The organism is Parvularcula sp. IMCC14364 (assembly GCF_030758415.1).
Taxonomy (GTDB): domain Bacteria; phylum Pseudomonadota; class Alphaproteobacteria; order Caulobacterales; family Parvularculaceae; genus Aquisalinus.
The window spans coordinates 1,541,593-1,559,954 of record NZ_CP132334.1; the positions used below are offsets into that span (position 1 = coordinate 1,541,593).

Annotated in this window: 23 protein-coding genes and 1 tRNA gene; 4 read left to right on the forward strand and 20 right to left on the reverse strand. The window is 52.6% G+C overall.

Going from position 1 to position 18,362, the window contains the following annotated elements:
- Positions 1-35 precede the first annotated feature (35 nt).
- From RAL90_RS07420 to RAL90_RS07450, 7 genes are read right to left on the reverse strand one after another with little or no spacing between them, the layout of a single operon-like run.
- Positions 36-764, reverse strand: a complete 729-nt coding sequence (locus tag RAL90_RS07420) for a triacylglycerol lipase (RefSeq protein ID WP_306253878.1) — start codon at positions 762-764, stop codon at positions 36-38.
- A 56-nt stretch (positions 765-820) separates the two neighbouring features.
- A complete protein-coding gene (locus tag RAL90_RS07425; protein ID WP_306253879.1) occupies positions 821-1,669 on the reverse strand; it encodes an MBL fold metallo-hydrolase in 849 nt (282 codons plus the stop codon).
- The gene (locus RAL90_RS07430) at positions 1,666-2,460 is read right to left on the reverse strand and encodes a TatD family hydrolase (RefSeq protein WP_306253880.1); all 795 of its coding nucleotides are present in this window, start codon (positions 2,458-2,460) and stop codon (positions 1,666-1,668) included. Before RAL90_RS07430 ends, RAL90_RS07425 begins: the two co-directional genes overlap by 4 nt.
- Positions 2,460-3,503 carry a DNA polymerase III subunit delta' gene (locus RAL90_RS07435; RefSeq protein ID WP_306253881.1) on the reverse strand — a complete coding sequence of 348 codons (1,044 nt, stop codon included), beginning with the start codon at positions 3,501-3,503 and terminating at the stop codon, positions 2,460-2,462. The genes RAL90_RS07430 and RAL90_RS07435 overlap by 1 nt, the downstream gene beginning before the upstream one ends.
- Positions 3,496-4,140 (reverse strand): dTMP kinase, encoded by a 645-nt coding sequence (tmk, locus tag RAL90_RS07440; protein ID WP_306253882.1) that lies wholly within the window; start codon positions 4,138-4,140, stop codon positions 3,496-3,498. Before tmk ends, RAL90_RS07435 begins: the two co-directional genes overlap by 8 nt.
- 2 nt (positions 4,141-4,142) lie before the next feature.
- Positions 4,143-5,342 carry a D-alanyl-D-alanine carboxypeptidase family protein gene (locus RAL90_RS07445; protein ID WP_306253883.1) on the reverse strand — a complete coding sequence of 400 codons (1,200 nt, stop codon included), beginning with the start codon at positions 5,340-5,342 and terminating at the stop codon, positions 4,143-4,145.
- A gap of 44 nt (positions 5,343-5,386) precedes the next feature.
- The gene (locus RAL90_RS07450) at positions 5,387-6,505 is read right to left on the reverse strand and encodes a septal ring lytic transglycosylase RlpA family protein (RefSeq protein WP_306253884.1); all 1,119 of its coding nucleotides are present in this window, start codon (positions 6,503-6,505) and stop codon (positions 5,387-5,389) included.
- A gap of 153 nt (positions 6,506-6,658) precedes the next feature.
- On the opposite strand from RAL90_RS07450, the gene RAL90_RS07455 reads away from it, so the two are divergent.
- Positions 6,659-6,748 (forward strand) — tRNA-Ser (locus RAL90_RS07455).
- Between the two features lie 46 nt (positions 6,749-6,794).
- On the opposite strand, the gene RAL90_RS07460 is transcribed toward RAL90_RS07455, so the two are convergent.
- From RAL90_RS07460 to RAL90_RS07480, 5 genes are all read right to left on the reverse strand, one after another.
- A complete protein-coding gene (locus RAL90_RS07460) occupies positions 6,795-7,946 on the reverse strand; it encodes a hypothetical protein (RefSeq protein WP_306253885.1) in 1,152 nt (383 codons plus the stop codon).
- Positions 7,930-8,139, reverse strand: a complete 210-nt coding sequence (locus RAL90_RS07465; RefSeq protein ID WP_306253886.1) for a hypothetical protein — start codon at positions 8,137-8,139, stop codon at positions 7,930-7,932. Before RAL90_RS07465 ends, RAL90_RS07460 begins: the two co-directional genes overlap by 17 nt.
- A 2-nt stretch (positions 8,140-8,141) precedes the next feature.
- A complete protein-coding gene (locus RAL90_RS07470) occupies positions 8,142-8,741 on the reverse strand; it encodes a MerR family transcriptional regulator (RefSeq protein ID WP_306253887.1) in 600 nt (199 codons plus the stop codon).
- A gap of 173 nt (positions 8,742-8,914) precedes the next feature.
- Positions 8,915-9,106, reverse strand: coding sequence for a hypothetical protein (locus RAL90_RS07475; protein ID WP_306253888.1), 192 nt, complete (start codon positions 9,104-9,106; stop codon positions 8,915-8,917).
- Between the two features lie 11 nt (positions 9,107-9,117).
- Complete coding sequence (locus RAL90_RS07480) at positions 9,118-9,438, reverse strand: hypothetical protein (RefSeq protein WP_306253889.1); 321 nt, start codon at positions 9,436-9,438, stop codon at positions 9,118-9,120.
- 109 nt (positions 9,439-9,547) lie between these two features.
- Between RAL90_RS07480 and RAL90_RS16325 the strand changes: the two genes are divergently transcribed.
- Positions 9,548-9,760 (forward strand): helix-turn-helix domain-containing protein, encoded by a 213-nt coding sequence (locus RAL90_RS16325; RefSeq protein ID WP_372340414.1) that lies wholly within the window; start codon positions 9,548-9,550, stop codon positions 9,758-9,760.
- Between the two features lie 383 nt (positions 9,761-10,143).
- On the opposite strand, the gene RAL90_RS07485 is transcribed toward RAL90_RS16325, so the two are convergent.
- The 5 genes from RAL90_RS07485 to RAL90_RS16330 all read right to left on the reverse strand — a co-directional run bounded on the left by RAL90_RS07485 (position 10,144) and on the right by RAL90_RS16330 (position 13,957).
- On the reverse strand, positions 10,144-11,211 hold the full coding sequence (locus RAL90_RS07485; RefSeq protein WP_306253890.1) for a phage portal protein: 1,068 nt from the start codon (positions 11,209-11,211) through the stop codon (positions 10,144-10,146).
- Positions 11,202-11,795 (reverse strand): hypothetical protein, encoded by a 594-nt coding sequence (locus tag RAL90_RS07490; protein WP_306253891.1) that lies wholly within the window; start codon positions 11,793-11,795, stop codon positions 11,202-11,204. The genes RAL90_RS07485 and RAL90_RS07490 overlap by 10 nt, the downstream gene beginning before the upstream one ends.
- Positions 11,792-12,301: an HK97 family phage prohead protease gene (locus tag RAL90_RS07495; protein WP_306253892.1), complete on the reverse strand. Its 510-nt coding sequence runs from the start codon at positions 12,299-12,301 to the stop codon at positions 11,792-11,794. Before RAL90_RS07495 ends, RAL90_RS07490 begins: the two co-directional genes overlap by 4 nt.
- A gap of 11 nt (positions 12,302-12,312) precedes the next feature.
- On the reverse strand, positions 12,313-13,572 hold the full coding sequence (locus RAL90_RS07500; RefSeq protein ID WP_306253893.1) for a phage major capsid protein: 1,260 nt from the start codon (positions 13,570-13,572) through the stop codon (positions 12,313-12,315).
- 79 nt (positions 13,573-13,651) lie between these two features.
- Positions 13,652-13,957, reverse strand: coding sequence for an HNH endonuclease (locus tag RAL90_RS16330; protein ID WP_372340415.1), 306 nt, complete (start codon positions 13,955-13,957; stop codon positions 13,652-13,654).
- A 67-nt stretch (positions 13,958-14,024) separates the two neighbouring features.
- Here RAL90_RS16330 and RAL90_RS07505 point away from each other — a divergent pair, with 67 nt between their 5' ends.
- Positions 14,025-14,615, forward strand: a complete 591-nt coding sequence (locus RAL90_RS07505) for a type VI secretion system-associated protein TagO (RefSeq protein ID WP_306253894.1) — start codon at positions 14,025-14,027, stop codon at positions 14,613-14,615.
- A 4-nt stretch (positions 14,616-14,619) separates the two neighbouring features.
- Here the strand turns inward: RAL90_RS07505 and RAL90_RS07510 are convergent, their stop codons facing one another.
- Together RAL90_RS07510 and RAL90_RS07515 are read right to left on the reverse strand one after the other, a co-directional pair.
- Positions 14,620-16,182: a terminase large subunit domain-containing protein gene (locus RAL90_RS07510; protein WP_306253895.1), complete on the reverse strand. Its 1,563-nt coding sequence runs from the start codon at positions 16,180-16,182 to the stop codon at positions 14,620-14,622.
- A 471-nt stretch (positions 16,183-16,653) separates the two neighbouring features.
- Complete coding sequence (locus RAL90_RS07515) at positions 16,654-16,911, reverse strand: hypothetical protein (RefSeq protein ID WP_306253896.1); 258 nt, start codon at positions 16,909-16,911, stop codon at positions 16,654-16,656.
- 454 nt (positions 16,912-17,365) lie between these two features.
- Between RAL90_RS07515 and RAL90_RS07520 the strand changes: the two genes are divergently transcribed.
- Positions 17,366-17,953 (forward strand): DUF6151 family protein, encoded by a 588-nt coding sequence (locus RAL90_RS07520; protein ID WP_306253898.1) that lies wholly within the window; start codon positions 17,366-17,368, stop codon positions 17,951-17,953.
- Between the two features lie 20 nt (positions 17,954-17,973).
- Here the strand turns inward: RAL90_RS07520 and RAL90_RS07525 are convergent, their stop codons facing one another.
- Positions 17,974-18,324, reverse strand: coding sequence for a DUF3088 family protein (locus RAL90_RS07525; protein WP_306253899.1), 351 nt, complete (start codon positions 18,322-18,324; stop codon positions 17,974-17,976).
- Positions 18,325-18,362 lie beyond the last annotated feature (38 nt).

Below are 18,362 nucleotides of genomic sequence, written 5' to 3' on the forward strand. Positions count from 1 at the left end.
GATCAGGAGGATACCAGAGTTTTCCAGCCTTGCAATCAGGCCGCCTCTTCCGCCGTCTCGGCCAACTTCCTGGCAATGATAGTCCAGACCTTGGGGTTCACGCCGAGGCCAAAATGCGACCCGGAAACTTCGATATTATCGGCTTGCGCATTATAGACATCGACGGAGGCGCGCCAGCCAACAACACCATCAGTTTTTGAATAAACGGATGTTACAGGCTGCGTGAAACCGATCGAGTTACGCTCGTGCACTTCCTCTTCAAATCTGTCGAGATCTATGCCCCGTGCCCGCGCGTAGAATGCGCCTACGGATGTATATTTCGGGCCACCAATGATAGGTGTGCCGAGCGTAATGACTTCACGGACCGAGTCCGCATAAAGCCGCGTTACTTCGCGCGCGACAACGCCGCCAAGGCTCCAGCCAATCAGGGTGACCTGCTGGCCGAACGTCTGTTCAAGATCCTCGACCCGCGACCCGAGACGCTCAATATCTTCATCCACGTTGCCCCGATTGGTGCCAAGGCCCCACGGATAGACATCATAGCCGAGAAACTTGAGATACTGGGCCAATGGCTCCATCGATAATTCTGGCGCGAGATAGCCCGGCAAAAGTACGACCGGACGGCCATCACCGCGCGGCGCGGTCAAAAGGCCGGGCGCTGTGTGAATGAAAGAAAAGAACTGGAACGGTGTACGTGCTTCCATCAGGAAGGAAAGCGGCCCCGGACGCCTGCAATAATCAGGCATTTCGATGGTGGCGGTCATAGGCGCAAATCCTTACTTTCGGCGATTACGTAATATAGCGCAATAAATTAGAATTGTTATTCTAATTCCCACTCCAGCGTCATGCCATCAAAAGCAGGCAGAACGCCCGCAGGCAGCGTTTTCTCCAGGCTGCGATAGTCCATATCCACATGCAGGTTGGTCAGAATGGCACCCTTTGGCCGCACGCGGGCAATCCAGTCCAGGGCTTTGTCGAGATGCGCATGACTGACATGCGGCTTATAGCGCAGTGCATCTACAATCCAGATTCTGGTGCCCGTCAGCAACGCAAAGCTTTCTTCAGGCAGGTCATGCACATCACTGGAATAGGCGATGCCCCCCTGCCCGCCAAAGATAAAGCCGAGCGAATCAACATTCCCATGATGTTGCAGGAACGGTGTGAATGGGACGGGGCCTGTCGGACCATCAATTTCCTGCGTGGTCCCGTTAACCGGCATTTCGCGATGCTCAAGGATGGAGGGATAATAACTGCCCGGTGCCTGTTCGAAGCAATAGGAAAAGCGGTTCAGCAGATGGCCAGTTGTTGCCTTGTCCACATAGGTAGGTATGCGCGCCATCATGTTCAGGGCAATAACACGCAAGTCGTCTATGCCGTGGCACTGATCTGCATGATCATGCGTATAAAGAACACCGTCCAGACGACCACATTGCGCCATCAGCAACTGCTCGCGCAGATCTGGAGAAGTATCCACCAGAACAGTCGTAAGCTCCGGTGCTGCCCACCCGTGCGTTTCATGCGCCCGCTGCACCAGCAAAGAGCAACGCCTGCGCCTGTTTTTGGGCTCGGCAGGATCACACGCCCCCCAATTACCCTTCCCGTCAGCCCCTCCCGGACGCGGCACACCGCCGGACGAGCCACAGCCGAGAATGATCGCGCGCAGCTTCATGTCACCAGCGCTTTGCTACGGTCAGCTTTGCTGAAGAGACGGAAAAAATTGTCGGTCGTCACACGCGCAATTTCTTCGGGGGTCACATTTTTGAGTTCGGCCAGCTTGTCAGCCACATGCACGACATGGGCTGGCTCGCAGCGCCGCCCCCGATGTGGTACTGGCGCCAGATATGGGCAATCTGTTTCGATCAGCAACCGGTCTAGCGGCACCATGTCAGCGATGGCGCGAACATCATCGGCTTTCCTGAAAGTCAGGATCCCTGAAAAGGAAATATAAGCGCCCAGCTCCAGCGCTTTCTGTGCCAGGGACATGCCGGACGTATAGCAATGCATCAGCAAGGGTAGAGGCTTCACCTGATCTGCTTCCGAAAGCATTCCCTGCATCTGATCATCAGCGTTGCGCGTATGGATAATCAGGGGCAGCTGCAGCTCCTGTGCGGCTTCTATATGGGCCTGAAACACCGGCTCCTGATCAGAGAGTTTCGAGTACTCATAGTAAAGATCAAGGCCACACTCCCCAATGCCTACTGCCTCTGATTGCCTTGCCAACTCTATCAGTTCTGCAGCTGTAAGCTCGGGATAATCTTTCGCGTGATGCGGATGAACACCAACAGAATGCCAGATATGCTCATGCGCAGAGCTGATCGCCTGAATAGCTGGTTGCGAACTCAGCTGGTCAGAGATAGCAAGCATGGCCCCTATCCCGGCTTCATGTGCACGTGCCAGAACCTCGTCGAGATCATCCTCGTACTTCTCTCCATGCAGATTCACATGACTATCAACCAGCATCAGGCCGCCTCTCTCAGGATTGCGCGGCTCTTGATGCCCATTGTCAGCAAAAGCTGTCCGCGCTCTGTGTTCAGTGCCTCGCCCGCCTCGACAAGTAGTTTCAACTCTTCCCATATGCGCACGAGCGTGGCGGGTGATGTAGAAGCAAAGGCCTGAATGTCATTTGCTGCTTCACCAACGGCATTCTGACGCGCCTGTTGGCTGATCTTCTGTAACAGGATCATGCGGAAGCTGCGCCACAAATCATCGGCTGACTTCGGTGATAATTTGTCAGCAAGGGTATTGAATCCTGCGCTGGATACAAGAACGGATAAGAATTCATCAGCCAGCGCCGCAGCTTCAAGCCCCTCTCCTTTTGCCAGATGTATGGCGTAGCCGGGCCTGCCCCCACTGATCGCAGCAATATGCCGGGCATCACCAGAGGACAGTTGCGCATCAGTTTCAAGGAAGTCAGCGACCGTTTCTTCAGGTAATGTCTGCAATGAAAGAACCCGGCATCTTGAGCGTATCGTGGGCAGTAAACGACCGGGCGCGTTGACCAGCAGTAATACCAGCGCACCCTTGGGCGGCTCTTCCAGCACTTTCAAAAGCGCATTTGCTGCGTTACGGTTGAGATCATCAGCACTGTCAATAATGGCAACACGCTTACCGTTTGCGCTGGTGCGCCCCATATCAGAGATGAGGTTGCGAATGGTTTCTACTGATATTTCAGTGGCATAGCGCTGCTTCTTCTCATCCCAGATGCGCTCGGCAATATAAAGATCAGGGTGCGCCTTCTGGTTGATGAGCCGTACTATCTTCGAAGACATATCAACAGCAAGTGTCTCATCATCCTGAAATGCCTCAGCTCCGGAAAGCACAGCCCGTGCCAGACGATAGGCCAGCGTTGCCTTACCGATGCCAGACGGACCACAGATCATCCATCCATTGCTCAGGGCATTTGCGTTCAGCAGGCGGCGCAGGAATCTTTCCTGCTTCAAATGGCCAACAAATGAATGGCGCTGCTCGGGCAGCAGAATGATGTCAGGTTCCGTATCAGTCATGATGCCCCCCGCCTTTTACCGGCAGCCATGCTTTTATAATGGCGAGAATATCCTGTGTGACTTTATCCTGCGTCTGATCAGCCTGAATGACCTTGCAGCGATCCGGCTCTTCTGCGGCAATCTGGAGAAAAGCAGATCTTACCCGCTCGTGATAGGCGCGCCCCTTTTTCTCAAAACGGTCATCGCCTCCTCGCGTCTTTGCCCGTTCCAGCCCCGCTGCAACCGGCAGATCGAATATGAATGTCAGATCAGGGCCGGTATTGCCAACAACAGCCCTTTCGATCTGGCGCAGGGCTGTCATGTCGATGCCCCCCGCACCGCCCTGATACGCACGCGTTGAATCCATGAACCGATCGCATAGCACTATACTACCCGCCTTGAGTGCCGGACGAATAGTGCGTGCCAAGTGCTCTGTGCGCGCTGCATTCATTAACAGGCATTCGCCCATATCCGTCCATGAAGCCGTATCCCCGCTGACCAGCAGGTCCCGGATCTGCTCTGCTTGTGGTGCGCCGCCAGGTTCACGTGTCATCATAACAGTGTATCCAGCATCACGAAGCCAGTCAGCAAGCACAACAATCTGGGTGGACTTTCCAGCGCCTTCAACGCCCTCAAAGGTAATGAAGGAACCGTGCATATCTATTCTATATCAGCCGCACTGGGCGGTGTCAGCAATGCCCGCGCGCCCTGTGCCAGTTTGCCGAACAACCCGATGCCCGGAACTCTCTCAGCAGTAAACAGAGGATATTCCTGCGCTTCCTCTCCCGGCAAATCAATGCGCAACAATGCAACCTGCTGATTGGCTTGAAGCGGCGCTTTCAGCGGCCCCGTATAGACAAGAGTTGCTCTTGCGCCGGCCAACTTTCGGCGATGCATTGTGTAAGCGACATTGTTGCTCAGCCGCAAAGGCACGGCCGCTTTCTCGCCCATGAAGACCTCCGCCTCCCCCACAATATCTCCAGATGCAAAAAATGTCCGCGTGTCAAACTCGGAAAACGCAAGCCCCATCATGCGGTTCGCTTCGCGCGCACGCTCGTTCATTGTAGGTAGCCCCGCCAGTACGACAATGCGCCGTTGCCCGTTAACGCTCGCGGCACCAACAACGCCATATCCTGCTTCTTCCGTATGACCTGTCTTTAGCCCCTCTGCCCCGTCAAAGCCGGCAATCAACGGGTTACGGTTTTGCTGGGTAATGTTCGACCAGGTAAACTCCGGCAGCTGGAACAGGGAATAATACTCTGGATAGGTATGAATAATATGCTGTGCCAGCAGCGCCAGGTCGCGCATGCTCATGCGCTGACCTGGATCAGGCAAACCGGTCGGATTGGCGAAACTGGACTGCACCAGTCCCAGTGCACGCGCTTTCCGGTTCATCAAGGAAACAAATTCCGCCGGGTCAGCAAGCTGGCTTTCATTTTCGATACGACCGACCAGTGGCGCCGTCAGGTTTTGTGCGACAACAAGACAGGCATCATTTCCGGAAGCAACGATGATACCCTTTAACAATTCCCGTAACGGTATCGTTGTATCCACCAGCACAAACATTTTGGAGCCACCAAGCTGCCAGGCTTCAGTACTGACATAGAATTCCGTATCAAGAGTGACGCGCCCTTCCTTGAGGGCATCAAAAACCACTGCCAGAGTCATCAATTTACTCATTGAAGCAGGCGGTATGCTCTCGAAAGCATTCTTCTCATAAAGGATGACGCCAGAGGTATCATCAATGATGATGGCGTGTGTCGCCTGCGTACTGAAATATCGCTCAGCCGCAAAAGCTGGCAGGCTGAGTGCCGTAATAACAAGAGACAGAAATGAGATTGTCGCTGAACGCGCAAACATGTGGCCGACTTTACGAGATTGCTTGCCTTCTTATACGGCGCTCATCAGAGCCGGACAATACGTGCGTCTGCAAAGCCTTCGCTTTTTGCCCGCTCCAGGGCTGATTCAGCCTCTTCGCGTGACGTGAACGGGCCAAGGCGAACCTTGTATAACCAGCCGCCCCCACGTTTTTCTGTTCGCAGGGATCTGACCGGCTGGCTATCCTCGAAAAGGGCAATCACCTTGTCAGCATTGCTGCGAGCTGAAAATGCTGCAACCTGAACGGTGTAACGCCCCGCAACCGGGCTGTCGGGTTCTGATAGGCTGTCGCTGGCTCTATCCACACCAACTGGGCGCCGTGTCACTTTGGGTGGGGCGATCGTGCTGACATTAGCGAGGTTTTCCGCCGGTATCGCCGTTTCGACAACCATCTCCTCAGCCCGGGCCACAGCCACTTTTGCATCCCTGATAAGCGCAGCATCAAGGTCTGACTCAGATGCCAGCGGTTTGGTGACGGTAATTTCGGGCCCAGTGGCAATACGTGTCCTGACGGTATCATATTGCGGGTTCGCCTGATTGCTCGCGGCATGGGTTACGCGCGCCAGACGCCCGTTTTGAAATGCTTCCGGCTCACCAAGGGCCAATATGGCATCATCTAAACTTGCCTCTCCGAGATATTCAACGCGTACCCGCGCCAGTCCATCATGGCGATAGCCGATTTCTTCAGCCGCAGCCCGGGAGAGATCTATCACCCGCCCATGCGCAAACGGGCCCCGGTCATTCAATCTCAGGTTGATCGACTTCCCGTTTTCCAGATTAGTCACACGCACGATAGAGGGAAGCGGCAGGGTAGGATGTGCCGCTGTCAGCCGGTTCATGTCAAAAATCTCGCCATTGGCTGTCTTACGGCCATGAAACTTCGGCCCGTACCAGGAAGCGACGCCCTGTGCGTCATAATCCTCATCCACTTCGGGGTAATACCAGATGCCAGCCACCTTGTAGGGGTTACCGACTTTCCGGTGCGGGCTGGCTTCACCATATGGGTTTTTGCCCGCTGGCTGCGAGGTGCCCCCCGTAATGGATGACGGGGCTGGCGGCAGATCCGTGTTCGAGGCACAGGCCGAAACCAGTACAAGGCCTAACGCGACAAGACAGCTATGCCGTAAGGAATTTGAGACAGCCATGATCAACCCTTCTGAATCAGAAAATCACAGCATGTTTCATTCATATTCCCTACCAGACCGTTAACCAGGAACGAACGCCCGATTTCCCGCAACTCTTGCAGCAAAGAGGGCTTGTTTTTGCCTGTGGTGAGCGCTAGGAACCGATGTCTGATCGGGCAGGTGGCTGAGTGGTCGAAAGCGGCGGTCTTGAAAACCGTTGGGCGTTTGCGCGTCCCGGGGGTTCGAATCCCTCCCTGCCCGCCAGACTCAGTGCCTACTAAGTGATTGATTTCATTAGGCTGGTTCATACTCATTTCCCATCTCCGCCAGTTGTGTTCACACTTTGAACCGCGAGAACATTTCGTCCTTCCAGTCGTTTGTTTCTGATCTGCCTGGACCTCTGCACGGTTTTGGGGGTGTAAGTTTTCTCAAGGAAGCTGTCCTTATTGAGAGTATTTGCGAGCATTTCCGCGCGTTCGTCGGGGCTCGCATCACCAAGCTGTGCTTCTAGGTTGGCCGATCGCCTGATATCCTGAAATCGACGCTTCTCATTCTCACCAAATGCAGCCTCGCGTACTAGTCGAAAATCACTAAGGAATCTGGGTTTCAGATACTCGTGGCTATCACGAGAAGTGCGAAGAAACGGTTGGTTACTAGGAATTACAATCCCTAGCTGATTGACATACGAACGTATGTCTTTGTGTAACCGGTCGCTGATTGCGGCAATTACGTCGCTACCTGTTTTTGACCGAGATGTATCGATCCAAGCACCAAAAGCATCACTTTCGATACAATCGAGATTCAGACTTCGCACATCTACGGGCGATAGCGCTGTCTCCCATCCGATTCGGATTGCGAGCGACATTGCAGGCTTGCCGATGTCATTTGCTGTCATCACGAGACGTGAAATCTCGGCTGCAAACCAGTATTGGCTCCTGCCTTTTGGTTGAGTGTTTTTCACAACTGCGGCTGGCGATTGGCTGAGAACATGATGCTTGACCGCAGCATTAAAGAGAGCCTTTGCAATCTTCACGACGCGCCAGCGAATGTTGATTCCCTTACGGTCTTCCAAGTCGTACGCGAACGACTCAAACTCACCTGGTGTTATCTGGTTGATGATCCTGCGCCCGTAAATTGGATCAAGATACTTCCAGCAGTTCTCCCACTCCGTTCGGGTGGTAGGCTTTTTACGCGACCAGGTCGGGGTCTTGCGATACGCCTCAAAAAACGCGCCTAACGACGCCTGGGGGTAAGCTGATGTTTTAACAACATCCCCCCTGCCCGCCAGCTCTAGGAACTCGTGATACAATCTCCAAGCCAACGCCTCTGAATTGCGTCCATGTACACCTAGCGGCGTGCTAGAGTTCATGCCTGTTTCGCTCGCACGCTGTTTACCTAATTCGAAATAGGCTCTGCCCTTGCGAATTTTATAATATGGTGGTTTGTCACGCCTGACCATCATCCACCATGCTTTCAATTTTTGCTTGGATGTCGTCAGCGCCGGAATCTAAACTACCGACTAGGACGTACACTTCCTTACCACGCTTACCAACTTTGTATTCGGTCAAGCCTTCAGCACGCGCCGCCGCGATAGCCCTCTGTATTTGCAAGTCAGGCTTAGAGGGGAGAATATGGTTAGCCTTTCGAGCGCTCATCTTTATTGCTCAGCCTCCAGTATCTGAAACAGTTCTTCAAGGACATCCCCGAAAATTTGCTCAACAGGCAGAATAACTATGGGTTTCCTTGCCCAATCTTGCTCGTCGCCTCTGTCAGGCACCTTCATTCCTAAAAGTGATTCACCCCAAGCATAGGGTGCCATTACTGGAGTGCCCGTCTCCCTGTCCAAATGAATAATCAACCGGGTTTCTTTACGGTAACCATTCTCATCGGAGTGTAGGTGGCTGTTCTCTCGACGCATCCAGGCCGCGCAGTGATTAACAACATGTTCCGCAACAGGCGCCGCGGATGATGGGTCTACTGACAGCAGTTTGTTTAGGTCACCGATAACTCGTAGCCGAACAGTATCTAATGCCGAGAACATAATTCTACCCAGCCTGTTTTTCTTTCCGACCGGTAACGTTTCACGCCTAAGAAAATTTCTTATGCTACCCTCCGAGAGTCCGGACGCCTTACTGGCTTCAGCGACAGTGAAGGCGTAATCTGTGGGATCAAAGGGAGTACCAGAAAGCTCATGCTGCTCATCAAGCGTGGGCATATGCCTTGCTAAAATACGTGCCGCTTCATTTTCTTTTGCCATGCGAATTCTCCATTATTCGCACAACTTACCATGAGTCACGTGACTAACTCAAGCGTCAAATGAAATAAAATGCACCTTCCGTTAAGGTTGCAACAGCATTCACCTGTAATCTGCTAAACCAGCAGGGAGTAGGTGGCTCTGCGCGAGCCACCTGTCCGCGATACAGTAAAGGATTAAACCAGCAGCTTGTGTTCTTTTCGGAGCTTGTCCTTCAGCACTTCCTGCTCGTCCAAAGCGGCAGCCCTGATCCAGCTAAGATTATCGCGGTGATCCCGATCCAACCATTCATCGCCAGCACTCATGGCCCATATGAACGCCTGCAATCGGCTGAAGCGCTCTTCAATGGAAAATTTTGTATCAGTCATATCTACCTCCCTCATTTGACATGCCGCATAACGTCAGCCTTGATTGCAGCAAACCAAACCAGCTGCCGGTAGTTTTTGAAATCACTCATCGATTCCAGGATTTCCTCCTCATAAAGGCGAAATTTGGCTCTGATAATCCAATCGAGGCTCGCGGGCATCGTCATGAAACGATCTAACGAATCATTCAGTTCATCGAATAATGCCTGCCCTTCCTTCTGGGACGAATTTTGGGCTGCATTGTCAAAATCAGCCCGCGCTTGGGAAAGCCTTTTCCAAGCCTGAACCTGATCCTCTCTTTCTTTCGCGTCGATTTGATTCACTGTATCCGACATTGCTATCTCCGTTGCTAGATTTTCGTAACAGTGCTACGATACATATTATCAAAAACACATCAAGAGAAATCGTAACCCGGTTATGAATTTGACTAGCACACAAGTAAAAATGGCACGTGCCGCACTCGGTCTGGGCGTCAGGGATCTAGCCGAACTAGCGGGCGTTTCTCAGGATACGATATCCAGAATTGAACGAGGAGAAGTGTTAAAGACGGCTACAGTGGCAACTATCTACCAAGCACTAGAAACGGCTGGCGTTCAATTTATTCCCGAGAATGGCGGCGGTCCTGGAGTGAGATTAAGAAAATGTCCCACAGACTAAAGAACAGAGACTTCAAAGCCCTTATGGTGGAAGATTGTAGGAGATTTATATGAACAAATGGCACATGGACGCATTGCAACACGTCAGAACCGAAACGGACCAAGCTAAGGTCGTGGGATGTGACTTCTTCGCCAAAGGACAGCTACCAGCTGGGATTGGATGGGGGACTCTAGAAGATTTGGAAAAAGCTGGGTTTGTGGAATTCTCGAGTAAGAGTCCAAACCGACAGATCAGAATCACCGATCTCGGCAGGAAGCAACTGGATTAACCCCGTCGCGATAGGGGAGAGTACCATCCACGGGGTCTGGGGGTTGATCAATGCACGGCACTCACCCAGTAATCCGTGCCCGCGCCAAGTCCATCAGGACACCCCGCGGGAAGGCTTAACTTGATTGCCAGTCAACCAATGACAAAGCCGAATTCATTTCCGAATCAGTCAGGCCGCCTTCCTTGGCGGAAATCATGGCGCTGACTATTGCAGTCAGGGATCTTGCCCTGCCCCCGGCATCAAAAGCCTGGAGCGGGCGCATCACATCGAGCCTCACGTTTGTTCCCAGCTTCTTTGACAATTCCTGGGCCATGCAGTGAGCGATAGGCTGCAACTGCCACTGCGCAAGATGTCTTTGCGCTTCACGTGTCATCGGGCCAGTCGTTGACGGGTTCATCAGCGCTGGCAAAACACCAAAAGCAGCACAGATTGAATCTTGTGCTGACTTCATGGCTTCAATCGGCATCGCCCGTTCAATGTCCGGTGTCAGGCTCGAAGGCTTCCAATCTGCTTGTGGTCCCGGTCCACCTGCAGCCGTCACCTGTACGGATTCTCTTAGGAGAACCTGCCCTCTTCGCCCCCTGAAGCCTGACTGCAGGCGTTCCATGTCAGTTCCAGCACTTTCCGGAAACGGAACGATATTCGAGCCAATGGGTGCATTCTCGTATATGTCACGCAAGGCTGTTTCAACGGTATCCAGCAAGCCTGCGGTAATGTTTGCTCTACGAAGTGGAGAAATGCCTGTCCATGGCGCGGCAATGTCTCGACCGATCCGGAAATGCAGCACTTCACCGGCAAGAGCCGTCAGTGTGCGGCCACCACCTGCCTCAGATATGCTGACACGGTAGGCATTCGGCTCGCCGTCCTTGGTTCGGATATCCCAATCAGAGCAAGCAATCAGTATATCGTTTCGGATCAAAAACACGCATTCACCACGCAAGGCAAGAGCGCGGCCCGCAAGGGCTAGGTCAGTCGGTCTGATAAGATCAGTACCAGTTACATCAGCCAGAGATAGGCCGTTTTCCCAAAGCGATATGCAGGCTTGCACCGTTGCGGTTAGCTCGCCAAGACCACGAGCACCACTGATCCAGCTTTCACGCGCTGATATGACCTCAGATGTAAACCCTGAACCAGTTGAGCGCTGTTCAATCGGCTGCTCTTTTTTCCAAAACCTTAAGCGCATTGGTATGCCCCCAATCGTCTGTAAGGGCGTAATAGATCAGCAGCCCCGCTATACTGCATGGACCTTGCTGGCCAACTGGGTACGGTTGTTTGACCATCTCCCAGGCCGGTCCAACCACCTGATTGCTGCCAAGTCTCAACTGCATAAAATGCGAGCCTACGGATTGCCTCCTGGACTATCGCAGGCGGCACGTCTCCAGTGCCAACGCTCGCTGTGAAGCGATAGGTCGCATCCTCTAGCACATAACCCAGTGGCGCAGCCTTCAGCGTTACACTGGCCCAGGCTTCATTCTGCCAGATTTCAGTTGTGGAGACCGTTGCCGGCTTCAACGGTGTTTCAAAGGTGCCCGGTCCCTCAACGATCCACACGACGGTCCGCACACCCCATCTAAACGCGATGTAGGATTCTATCCTCTGCCACAAATGCTCCTGCGGAATATGCGCTGCATGGCTGGCGATAAAGCTATGGTAAGCTGCGACACTATTGCCATCCGGGCCATAAGTACCCACGGCAGTGAACAAGTCACTATCCAGAGCTGGCCTTGATGCTGGTTCTGATTCTTCCTCTGAAAGTATGCGGATCATCGCCACCTCCAAAAACTGGGTGACTTCACCTGCTTGGAGCGGGCCTCAACCGAGGTGCCGGAATATGCTGGCCACGCACTCACAACACTGATTTCCCGAAGGTCAATATCTGTGAGAACACGCACATCACCATCCCGCATCTCCCCGCCATCTCTCACCAGGAAGCCGAAACTCATGCCGCCAAGGTCTCCACGATCAGCAAGAGCCAATACGTCACGCCCTGTTGCCGTATCCGGAACGTCCAACTCAAACAAAAGACCATCGTCTGTGTCTGAGAGTCTCAATGTGCCTGTAGAGCGCCTGCCCAGTAACTTGGACGGATCATGGTCAGCAAAGGCCAGAACATCTGCATCAGATGACAATGTGCGCTCAAAAGCACCCGGTCGAATGCGTTCCTTGAAAGCACCAATATCAGTTTCAACGCCATAGACAGCCGCCATGCCAGCGAGCTTGCGCCCGCCCTCATTCCGCACTTCCACAAAGTGGCGGTGTAGCAAAGCAGCCATCTGCAATCACCTTACTGGATACCTGAGAGCACTTCGAGCTGTGCTGGCCGTGCAACCGTAACGTCAGCAGTCAGCAAGCCCGTCAGCCTCAAGCCGCCAGAAGCTGCATCGCTGTACGGATCGCGGATCACATCAACCGCACCCCAGAGACCCACATAAACTGGCGCAACACCGCCAGTTGGAGTTGTCAGAAGTGCCTGGCTTTCCGCCGGTGTGCCTGTAGGGGCAGCAAGCGCATTTGAAGTCGTCACAATGTTCGCAGCACCGATATGTGAGACCAAGCGCTCCCATTCTGTGCGGTTAAGATCAGCATCGGCTGTACCGTCCAGAGTATCCCATACTTCAGGGCGAATCATCAGCTTCACTTGCGTCGGTGAGTTCACCGCGTTTGCCGTCATGAAGCGCGTGATTGCTGCACGGAATACACTCCAGGTCGCAGCCGCTGACACGTCCGTGTCGGTGATCGAGTAAGTCGAAACACCAGCAATAACACCAAGAGGCTCGCCAGATGAACCGGCACCACGGAAAACAGCTTTATCAAGTTCAACCTCGATAGCTGACAGCATATCGCGCCGTACAGCCTGCTCCAGTGCAGCACCTGATTGCTTCAGTGTTTTGCGTGTAATCTTCATCTGCACACCAAGATTCTGATCTGGTGCCAGAGCCTTGTCAGTAGTCGCAAACGCCGTCGGCCCTGCAACACTGGCTGTTTCACCGTCTGCCCATCCAGCGGAAACACTGGAAGTAACTACCGGCCATTCACGCTCACCTTGCGGAATACTGATAAACTGTGCGCCCATTCTGGCAGCCGTTGTTGCAGCGAAGATACGGTCAACAATAGGCATTGTCTGAATTGGGTCTGGCGTACCGCCCGCAACCGTTTCACCTGCGCGTGTATTCAACGCCTCAATCGGCAACGGAATGCCTCGATATCCGCCCTTCGAACGGAATTCCTCAACAATCTCAGCAGTAGGGCCACTCAATGCCCGACCCTCATCAAGCGCCAATGCGACTTGCTGAACTTCAAACCTCTTTAAGAGGTCTGACCATTCTTGCTCACTGCGGCCTTCCAGGTCTTCTGTAGCTTCCTTGCGCTCGGTGTCTTCTGAGATCAGTGCAGCACGGTAACGCTTCTCATTGTCCTGATATTCCCGGTCAAGCATATCGAGCTTTGTGCGGTTTTCATCTGTGAGGTTATCATTGGCAGCTAAAGCAGCGAGTTCCTCTCGCAATTCACTTTGGCGGCGCTGTATTTGTGCTGACTTTAGCATGTGTGTCTCCAGTATAAATTGGACTCAATATAAGACCGTTCGCACACACTCACAAGTTTTTTCGATATTATTTCCTTTTTTAATCGCTTTTTTCGATGCTTATTTGCTTGATGAATTTATCCCACTCTTTGCGTTCCTTAGATTTTACAGGCCATCCGTTTTCCTGCCTTGTTTTGATGGCATGACAACTTCCACATAGCGTTTGCAGATTATCCATCTCCCAGGCCAAGTCCGGATGAGTGCGAACGCGCATGATATGGTCAACTTCCAGCCGCCTCACAGCGCCGCACTGCACGCACGCGAACCCATCCCGTCGGAGAACTTTCTGCCGAAGGGCCTTCCATCGTGGGCCGCGTGTGATATGACGGGAAGATCGAGTAAACATTATCTAAAGTTGGTTACAGCCGCTGCAAATGCAAGCAAAGCCTACACTGTTTTATTGAGAGGAAAATATGCTTGAATTAATCACTTCAATGTATCTCATGGGTATCTCTCAAGACGGCCCAAGTTGCGCGAAAAAGAACGATGATTCAGAACGTCTCCGCTGTTATGATTTAGTCTACCGCGTCACAGCAAGCGCCCCAAAACCCATAGATAGTGATTGGCGGGTGCGTGAAGAAACCTCAAAACTCGACGACACCAAGACAGTGTTCATGGAAGTGAATAGTAACGAAAATCATGTCGGGAGATTTGGGCAGGAAGGGAAGCTAAGACTCTCTCTTCGCTGTCAAGAAAACACTACAGCGTTGGCCATTTACTTTGCCGGAGAGTTCATGGCGTCAGGCGCATCGGATTACGTTCGGGTAGATTATAGAATCGACGACAATCCGGCATCCTCTGCAAATTTCGTGGAAAGCACAAACAATGAATGGCTTGGTTTATGGAATGGATCACGTGCAATTCCATTCATCAAGCAGATGTTCGGAGCTTCAACGATGTACGTCAGAGCAACTCCATTCAGCGAGAGCAGTGTTGACGGAGAATTTAACATCTCAGGCGTACAAGATGCTATAAAGCCTCTTCGAGAAGCATGCAGCTGGTAAAACTCTAGGCCCACACAACCCGAGGCGCCCTTGCAAGAGGCTTCGCCAATTGCCTGGCACCCTCGGCAACGGCCAGAACAGCTGCCGATGCCGGATCAATCCTTCCTAAACTGCGTGACTTTGCGAGTTTGATATTATTCGCAGGGTCTCTAATACAAACGGTCTCAGAAATTGCTGAACGCATCAGAAGACTCTCAGTAGTCCACACTTTGCCATCAAATACAGCTCTCCTGAAGCGCTCTATATCCTCACCCCCATCCTTGAACCCAAAACCCCGCCAGATAACAGGCGTTGAAATTCCAGCGGATTGCAGTGCTTCCAGAAACTCTGCCTGCTTGAAACGGTCTGCCAGTAAAGCAATGACCTGCTCACCCTCAACACGTCGCATTGCAGCCGACAGCCAGGCAGCGACCGGGACAGTCTTGTTGCCAAGAGTCTCTAGCTCTCCTCGTTCGGCCATCTTCAGATAACGATCCCCTACGCCATCATTTAAGCCACGATTGGCAAGCGACGGATCGGATGGAAACCAGCCATAAACTTCTAGCCTCCCTGTCTTCGGCCAGAAATAAGCAGCAGCTGTCATTGAAGCAGAACCGCCCAAGTCCAGCCCTATAACGACACCACCCTCACGGGCAGGTAGCTCATTTGTCTCAGCGGCCAGCCATTGATCCACAGTCAACAATACATCACGCTCCTCACCGGAGACGCGTTCATTACGGTGATAAAGCCGGAAGGAAGACAGTGTATTACCACCCCGTTGAATTGCTCTTTCAGCCTGCGTCAGAAGCCACTGACTTGTCGCGCCAACACCATAATCTGCACCTGGATTGGCTATCAACAAACTGTCCAGATCATCTGCAGGCAGGCTGGGCAGTGGTCTGTGCTCCTGTACATAGCAACCAGCCGGAGGTCGATCGATCCAATGCGAAAACGGATGCGTGTCATCAGCAGCAGAGGTTGAAATAATCAGTGCCCGGCCATCTCGCTTGCCAAGACCAGTCAACAGTGCTTGCTCCAATGCGTCTCCTTTGTCCGTAGGCCAGTGGCCCCTTTCGTCCATCAAAACCAGAGTTGGACCAGAACCAAGAGCAGACTTTCCGTCCGCCGCAATGGCTCTGATAACGTGAGGTCCGTTCTCATCGTCGAATTGAATTTCCAGGCGGGGAGACCGGCGAAATGTCAGGCGGGCTTGGTATTCATCAGGCAAGGATTGCGCGAACCCCTCCGCAAACTGCCAAGCAATTCTGGCCTGATCTCTAGTCTTGGCGGCAAGAATAATATCTCTGCGGGGCTGTTTATCCCAGACACCCAGCAAAGCGCCAAGGCAAATTCCAGCAGTCAATGCACTTTTGCCATTACCCCTGCTGACACTCAGAACGCCAACATTGTTTTTCGGGTCTAATGAACCTTCCACGAATGACTTTTGGAACGGTGCAAGCCGAATCTGCTCACCGGCCTTAGGGCCTTCCGGAATTCTCAGCGTCTCCAGGAAACGCACGCATTTACTGGCTTTCGTACCACCTCGCAAAGCCTTCTCTGACAGCACTCTTGGTCGACCTTTAGCCATTTTCACCTCCACAGCGCGAAAGAAGCAGTTCGGGTACGGTATCACGCCCCTCAGAGTTTCCGAGCATTGGGACCATTTCTCTTGTCTTCATCGTCTCGTTATCCATTTTATCAGTACTAAACCTATATGACTGTTGGTGAATCCCTGAGCAAAAGGCATAGGACGACCAGCCCTGCTAAAAATAGCAGAGTGGTCCCGATACCTTTGGCGTACAAAATGACTGTCGGAGCCATCCCATCGCTTCAGGCCCAATGCGTCATATCGAACTGCGCATCAGTCGGTTGCTACTTGCGAGAGCGTTCGTGCTCCCGGCGATCTGGCTTCAACCTTTCGGACTGCCATTGATCTTTGATCGCGCCCCGTGGTAGATCATTATCCATCGTGTGCCACCGTCATTACGCAAGCCGCGCACTGGTTACCGTCCACACGATTTCCTGATTGCCCCGCTGTTGCAGCAGCGGGGTTTTCCTTTCACACCTCCGACTCTTCCTTCAGCTTAGATGCGTAAGCATGAGCGGATGCCACGCACCGAAGCGCCTCGGTTGCCGCCTGCTTGATGATCGAAGCCTTGTATTCAAGATTGCCGACTGAAATGCCTCTGCCATTTCGCAGGTCATTCGAGCAGTCAGCCATATGCCTTGGTAGCGGTGACACAACGCATTTAAGGTTGGAGAGGGCCACACTTGCATTGTTGCAGAGGTGGATCAGATGATCTGTTTCCTTACTCATAAAGCATTCCCCATCATCACCTGCTCCAATGCAGGGTTGATGCTTCTCAGCTTCTCGCGCTTGTCGAGAAACTCACCGCAGTAGTCGCTAAGATGTACTTCCGGGAAGAACTGGCCGTTCTCACAGATGACTGGAGGGTGCCTTCTGCAGACACCGTGCTCAGGCGCTAGAACATCCTGGAAAAGGTTGAAGTAGAAACAATTTCGACAGTGGGGATAGCGAGATTTAGTTCCTACAGTTCCGGGTACGTTTCGACTATGTTCCGCACCTAAAGTAGGATCAGTGCATTGTTTTTGTTGGCATATTAGCTGGCCCTGCCCGCCACTCCAAAATAATTTCCCCTAAATCTTAAAGACCTGAATGGTATCCGATACTCGATCAATCTGGTTGCCGTGTGCTATTGTATTTTTCTCCCTTGATCACATCTCTTGTAAAAGCTGCACAGGACCAAAGAATGAACGACATCCCTTTGAAATGCAGGTGTGGGCAAGTTAGCGGCATCGCTACCGGGCTGAAGCAGAAGAACAGTAATCGTGCTGTGTGTCATTGTGCGGACTGTCAAGCTTTTGCGAGGCATCTGGGCGGTGAGGCCCTGGACCATCTGGGCGGTACGGATCTCATCCAGTTCTCCCCTGCCCGATTGTCCTTCTCGAGTGGGCAAGATCAGGTCGCGTGTTTACGGTTGACAGATAAAGGTCTCTTCAGATGGTATGCGCGGTGTTGCAACACCCCTATTGGCAACACCATGCCCACACCGGCATTGCCCTTTGTCGGGATCATACACAGCTTTTTTGACCTCTCAGATGATGAATATGTGATTATTTTTGGCCCTGTGACCGGTCACGTTTTTACTAAAGCGGCCACCGGTGACCCCCAAGAAGTCTCCATGTTGAAGAAAGCAGGACCCGGCGATTGGCTGAAACTTGTCAGCCTGCTTTTATCTTGGAAGATGAAAGGCGATAGCAAGCGCCATGCTTTTTTTGACAGTTCTACGGGGAAACCAATTGTGACGGCGCATGTTCTGGATAATGGTCAAACCTGAAAATCGCACCTCCTGAAAACTCAGTCCCCTCGGGGTAAAGGGGTGCCATATAAGTGCGAGAAATATCTGCCAATATCACGCGCATTATCAATGAAGCAGTGTGGGCCGGCGATTTTTACACCGATCATTTCACCCTCAACATGGCTGCGCACCAGCAACAGGGTTGGACAATTCTGGTTCTCATCCCCGAGCAGTTTGACCATATCGGTGCGTGGCTTTCCGATCGGCTGATAGCTGATCTCAATGGATAGTAAAATAGCAGGAAAATAACTCAGTAATCCCCATATTTCTGCACATTCCGGGCAATATTCCCGTCGGCCATTATCTTCAAAACCGGGCGCCAGCAGAAACAGAATATCTTTTTGTGTCATTAGTCCGTCTCTCCCCGTCATGTATCTTCCTGCGGCAT

What these genes read in the sequence shown, in the direction of transcription:
- RAL90_RS07420 (WP_306253878.1), bottom strand. Translation starts at nt 764, where the DNA reads ATGACCGCCACCATCGAAATGCCTGATTATTGCAGGCGTCCGGGGCCG.
- RAL90_RS07425 (WP_306253879.1), bottom strand. Translation starts at nt 1,669, where the DNA reads ATGAAGCTGCGCGCGATCATTCTCGGCTGTGGCTCGTCCGGCGGTGTG.
- RAL90_RS07430 (WP_306253880.1), bottom strand. Translation starts at nt 2,460, where the DNA reads ATGCTGGTTGATAGTCATGTGAATCTGCATGGAGAGAAGTACGAGGAT.
- RAL90_RS07435 (WP_306253881.1), bottom strand. Translation starts at nt 3,503, where the DNA reads ATGACTGATACGGAACCTGACATCATTCTGCTGCCCGAGCAGCGCCAT.
- tmk (WP_306253882.1), bottom strand. Translation starts at nt 4,140, where the DNA reads ATGCACGGTTCCTTCATTACCTTTGAGGGCGTTGAAGGCGCTGGAAAG.
- RAL90_RS07445 (WP_306253883.1), bottom strand. Translation starts at nt 5,342, where the DNA reads ATGTTTGCGCGTTCAGCGACAATCTCATTTCTGTCTCTTGTTATTACG.
- RAL90_RS07450 (WP_306253884.1), bottom strand. Translation starts at nt 6,505, where the DNA reads ATGGCTGTCTCAAATTCCTTACGGCATAGCTGTCTTGTCGCGTTAGGC.
- RAL90_RS07460 (WP_306253885.1), bottom strand. Translation starts at nt 7,946, where the DNA reads ATGATGGTCAGGCGTGACAAACCACCATATTATAAAATTCGCAAGGGC.
- RAL90_RS07465 (WP_306253886.1), bottom strand. Translation starts at nt 8,139, where the DNA reads ATGAGCGCTCGAAAGGCTAACCATATTCTCCCCTCTAAGCCTGACTTG.
- RAL90_RS07470 (WP_306253887.1), bottom strand. Translation starts at nt 8,741, where the DNA reads ATGGCAAAAGAAAATGAAGCGGCACGTATTTTAGCAAGGCATATGCCC.
- RAL90_RS07475 (WP_306253888.1), bottom strand. Translation starts at nt 9,106, where the DNA reads ATGACTGATACAAAATTTTCCATTGAAGAGCGCTTCAGCCGATTGCAG.
- RAL90_RS07480 (WP_306253889.1), bottom strand. Translation starts at nt 9,438, where the DNA reads ATGTCGGATACAGTGAATCAAATCGACGCGAAAGAAAGAGAGGATCAG.
- RAL90_RS16325 (WP_372340414.1), top strand. Translation starts at nt 9,548, where the DNA reads ATGGCACGTGCCGCACTCGGTCTGGGCGTCAGGGATCTAGCCGAACTA.
- RAL90_RS07485 (WP_306253890.1), bottom strand. Translation starts at nt 11,211, where the DNA reads ATGCGCTTAAGGTTTTGGAAAAAAGAGCAGCCGATTGAACAGCGCTCA.
- RAL90_RS07490 (WP_306253891.1), bottom strand. Translation starts at nt 11,795, where the DNA reads ATGATCCGCATACTTTCAGAGGAAGAATCAGAACCAGCATCAAGGCCA.
- RAL90_RS07495 (WP_306253892.1), bottom strand. Translation starts at nt 12,301, where the DNA reads ATGGCTGCTTTGCTACACCGCCACTTTGTGGAAGTGCGGAATGAGGGC.
- RAL90_RS07500 (WP_306253893.1), bottom strand. Translation starts at nt 13,572, where the DNA reads ATGCTAAAGTCAGCACAAATACAGCGCCGCCAAAGTGAATTGCGAGAG.
- RAL90_RS16330 (WP_372340415.1), bottom strand. Translation starts at nt 13,957, where the DNA reads ATGTTTACTCGATCTTCCCGTCATATCACACGCGGCCCACGATGGAAG.
- RAL90_RS07505 (WP_306253894.1), top strand. Translation starts at nt 14,025, where the DNA reads ATGCTTGAATTAATCACTTCAATGTATCTCATGGGTATCTCTCAAGAC.
- RAL90_RS07510 (WP_306253895.1), bottom strand. Translation starts at nt 16,182, where the DNA reads ATGGCTAAAGGTCGACCAAGAGTGCTGTCAGAGAAGGCTTTGCGAGGT.
- RAL90_RS07515 (WP_306253896.1), bottom strand. Translation starts at nt 16,911, where the DNA reads ATGAGTAAGGAAACAGATCATCTGATCCACCTCTGCAACAATGCAAGT.
- RAL90_RS07520 (WP_306253898.1), top strand. Translation starts at nt 17,366, where the DNA reads ATGAACGACATCCCTTTGAAATGCAGGTGTGGGCAAGTTAGCGGCATC.
- RAL90_RS07525 (WP_306253899.1), bottom strand. Translation starts at nt 18,324, where the DNA reads ATGACACAAAAAGATATTCTGTTTCTGCTGGCGCCCGGTTTTGAAGAT.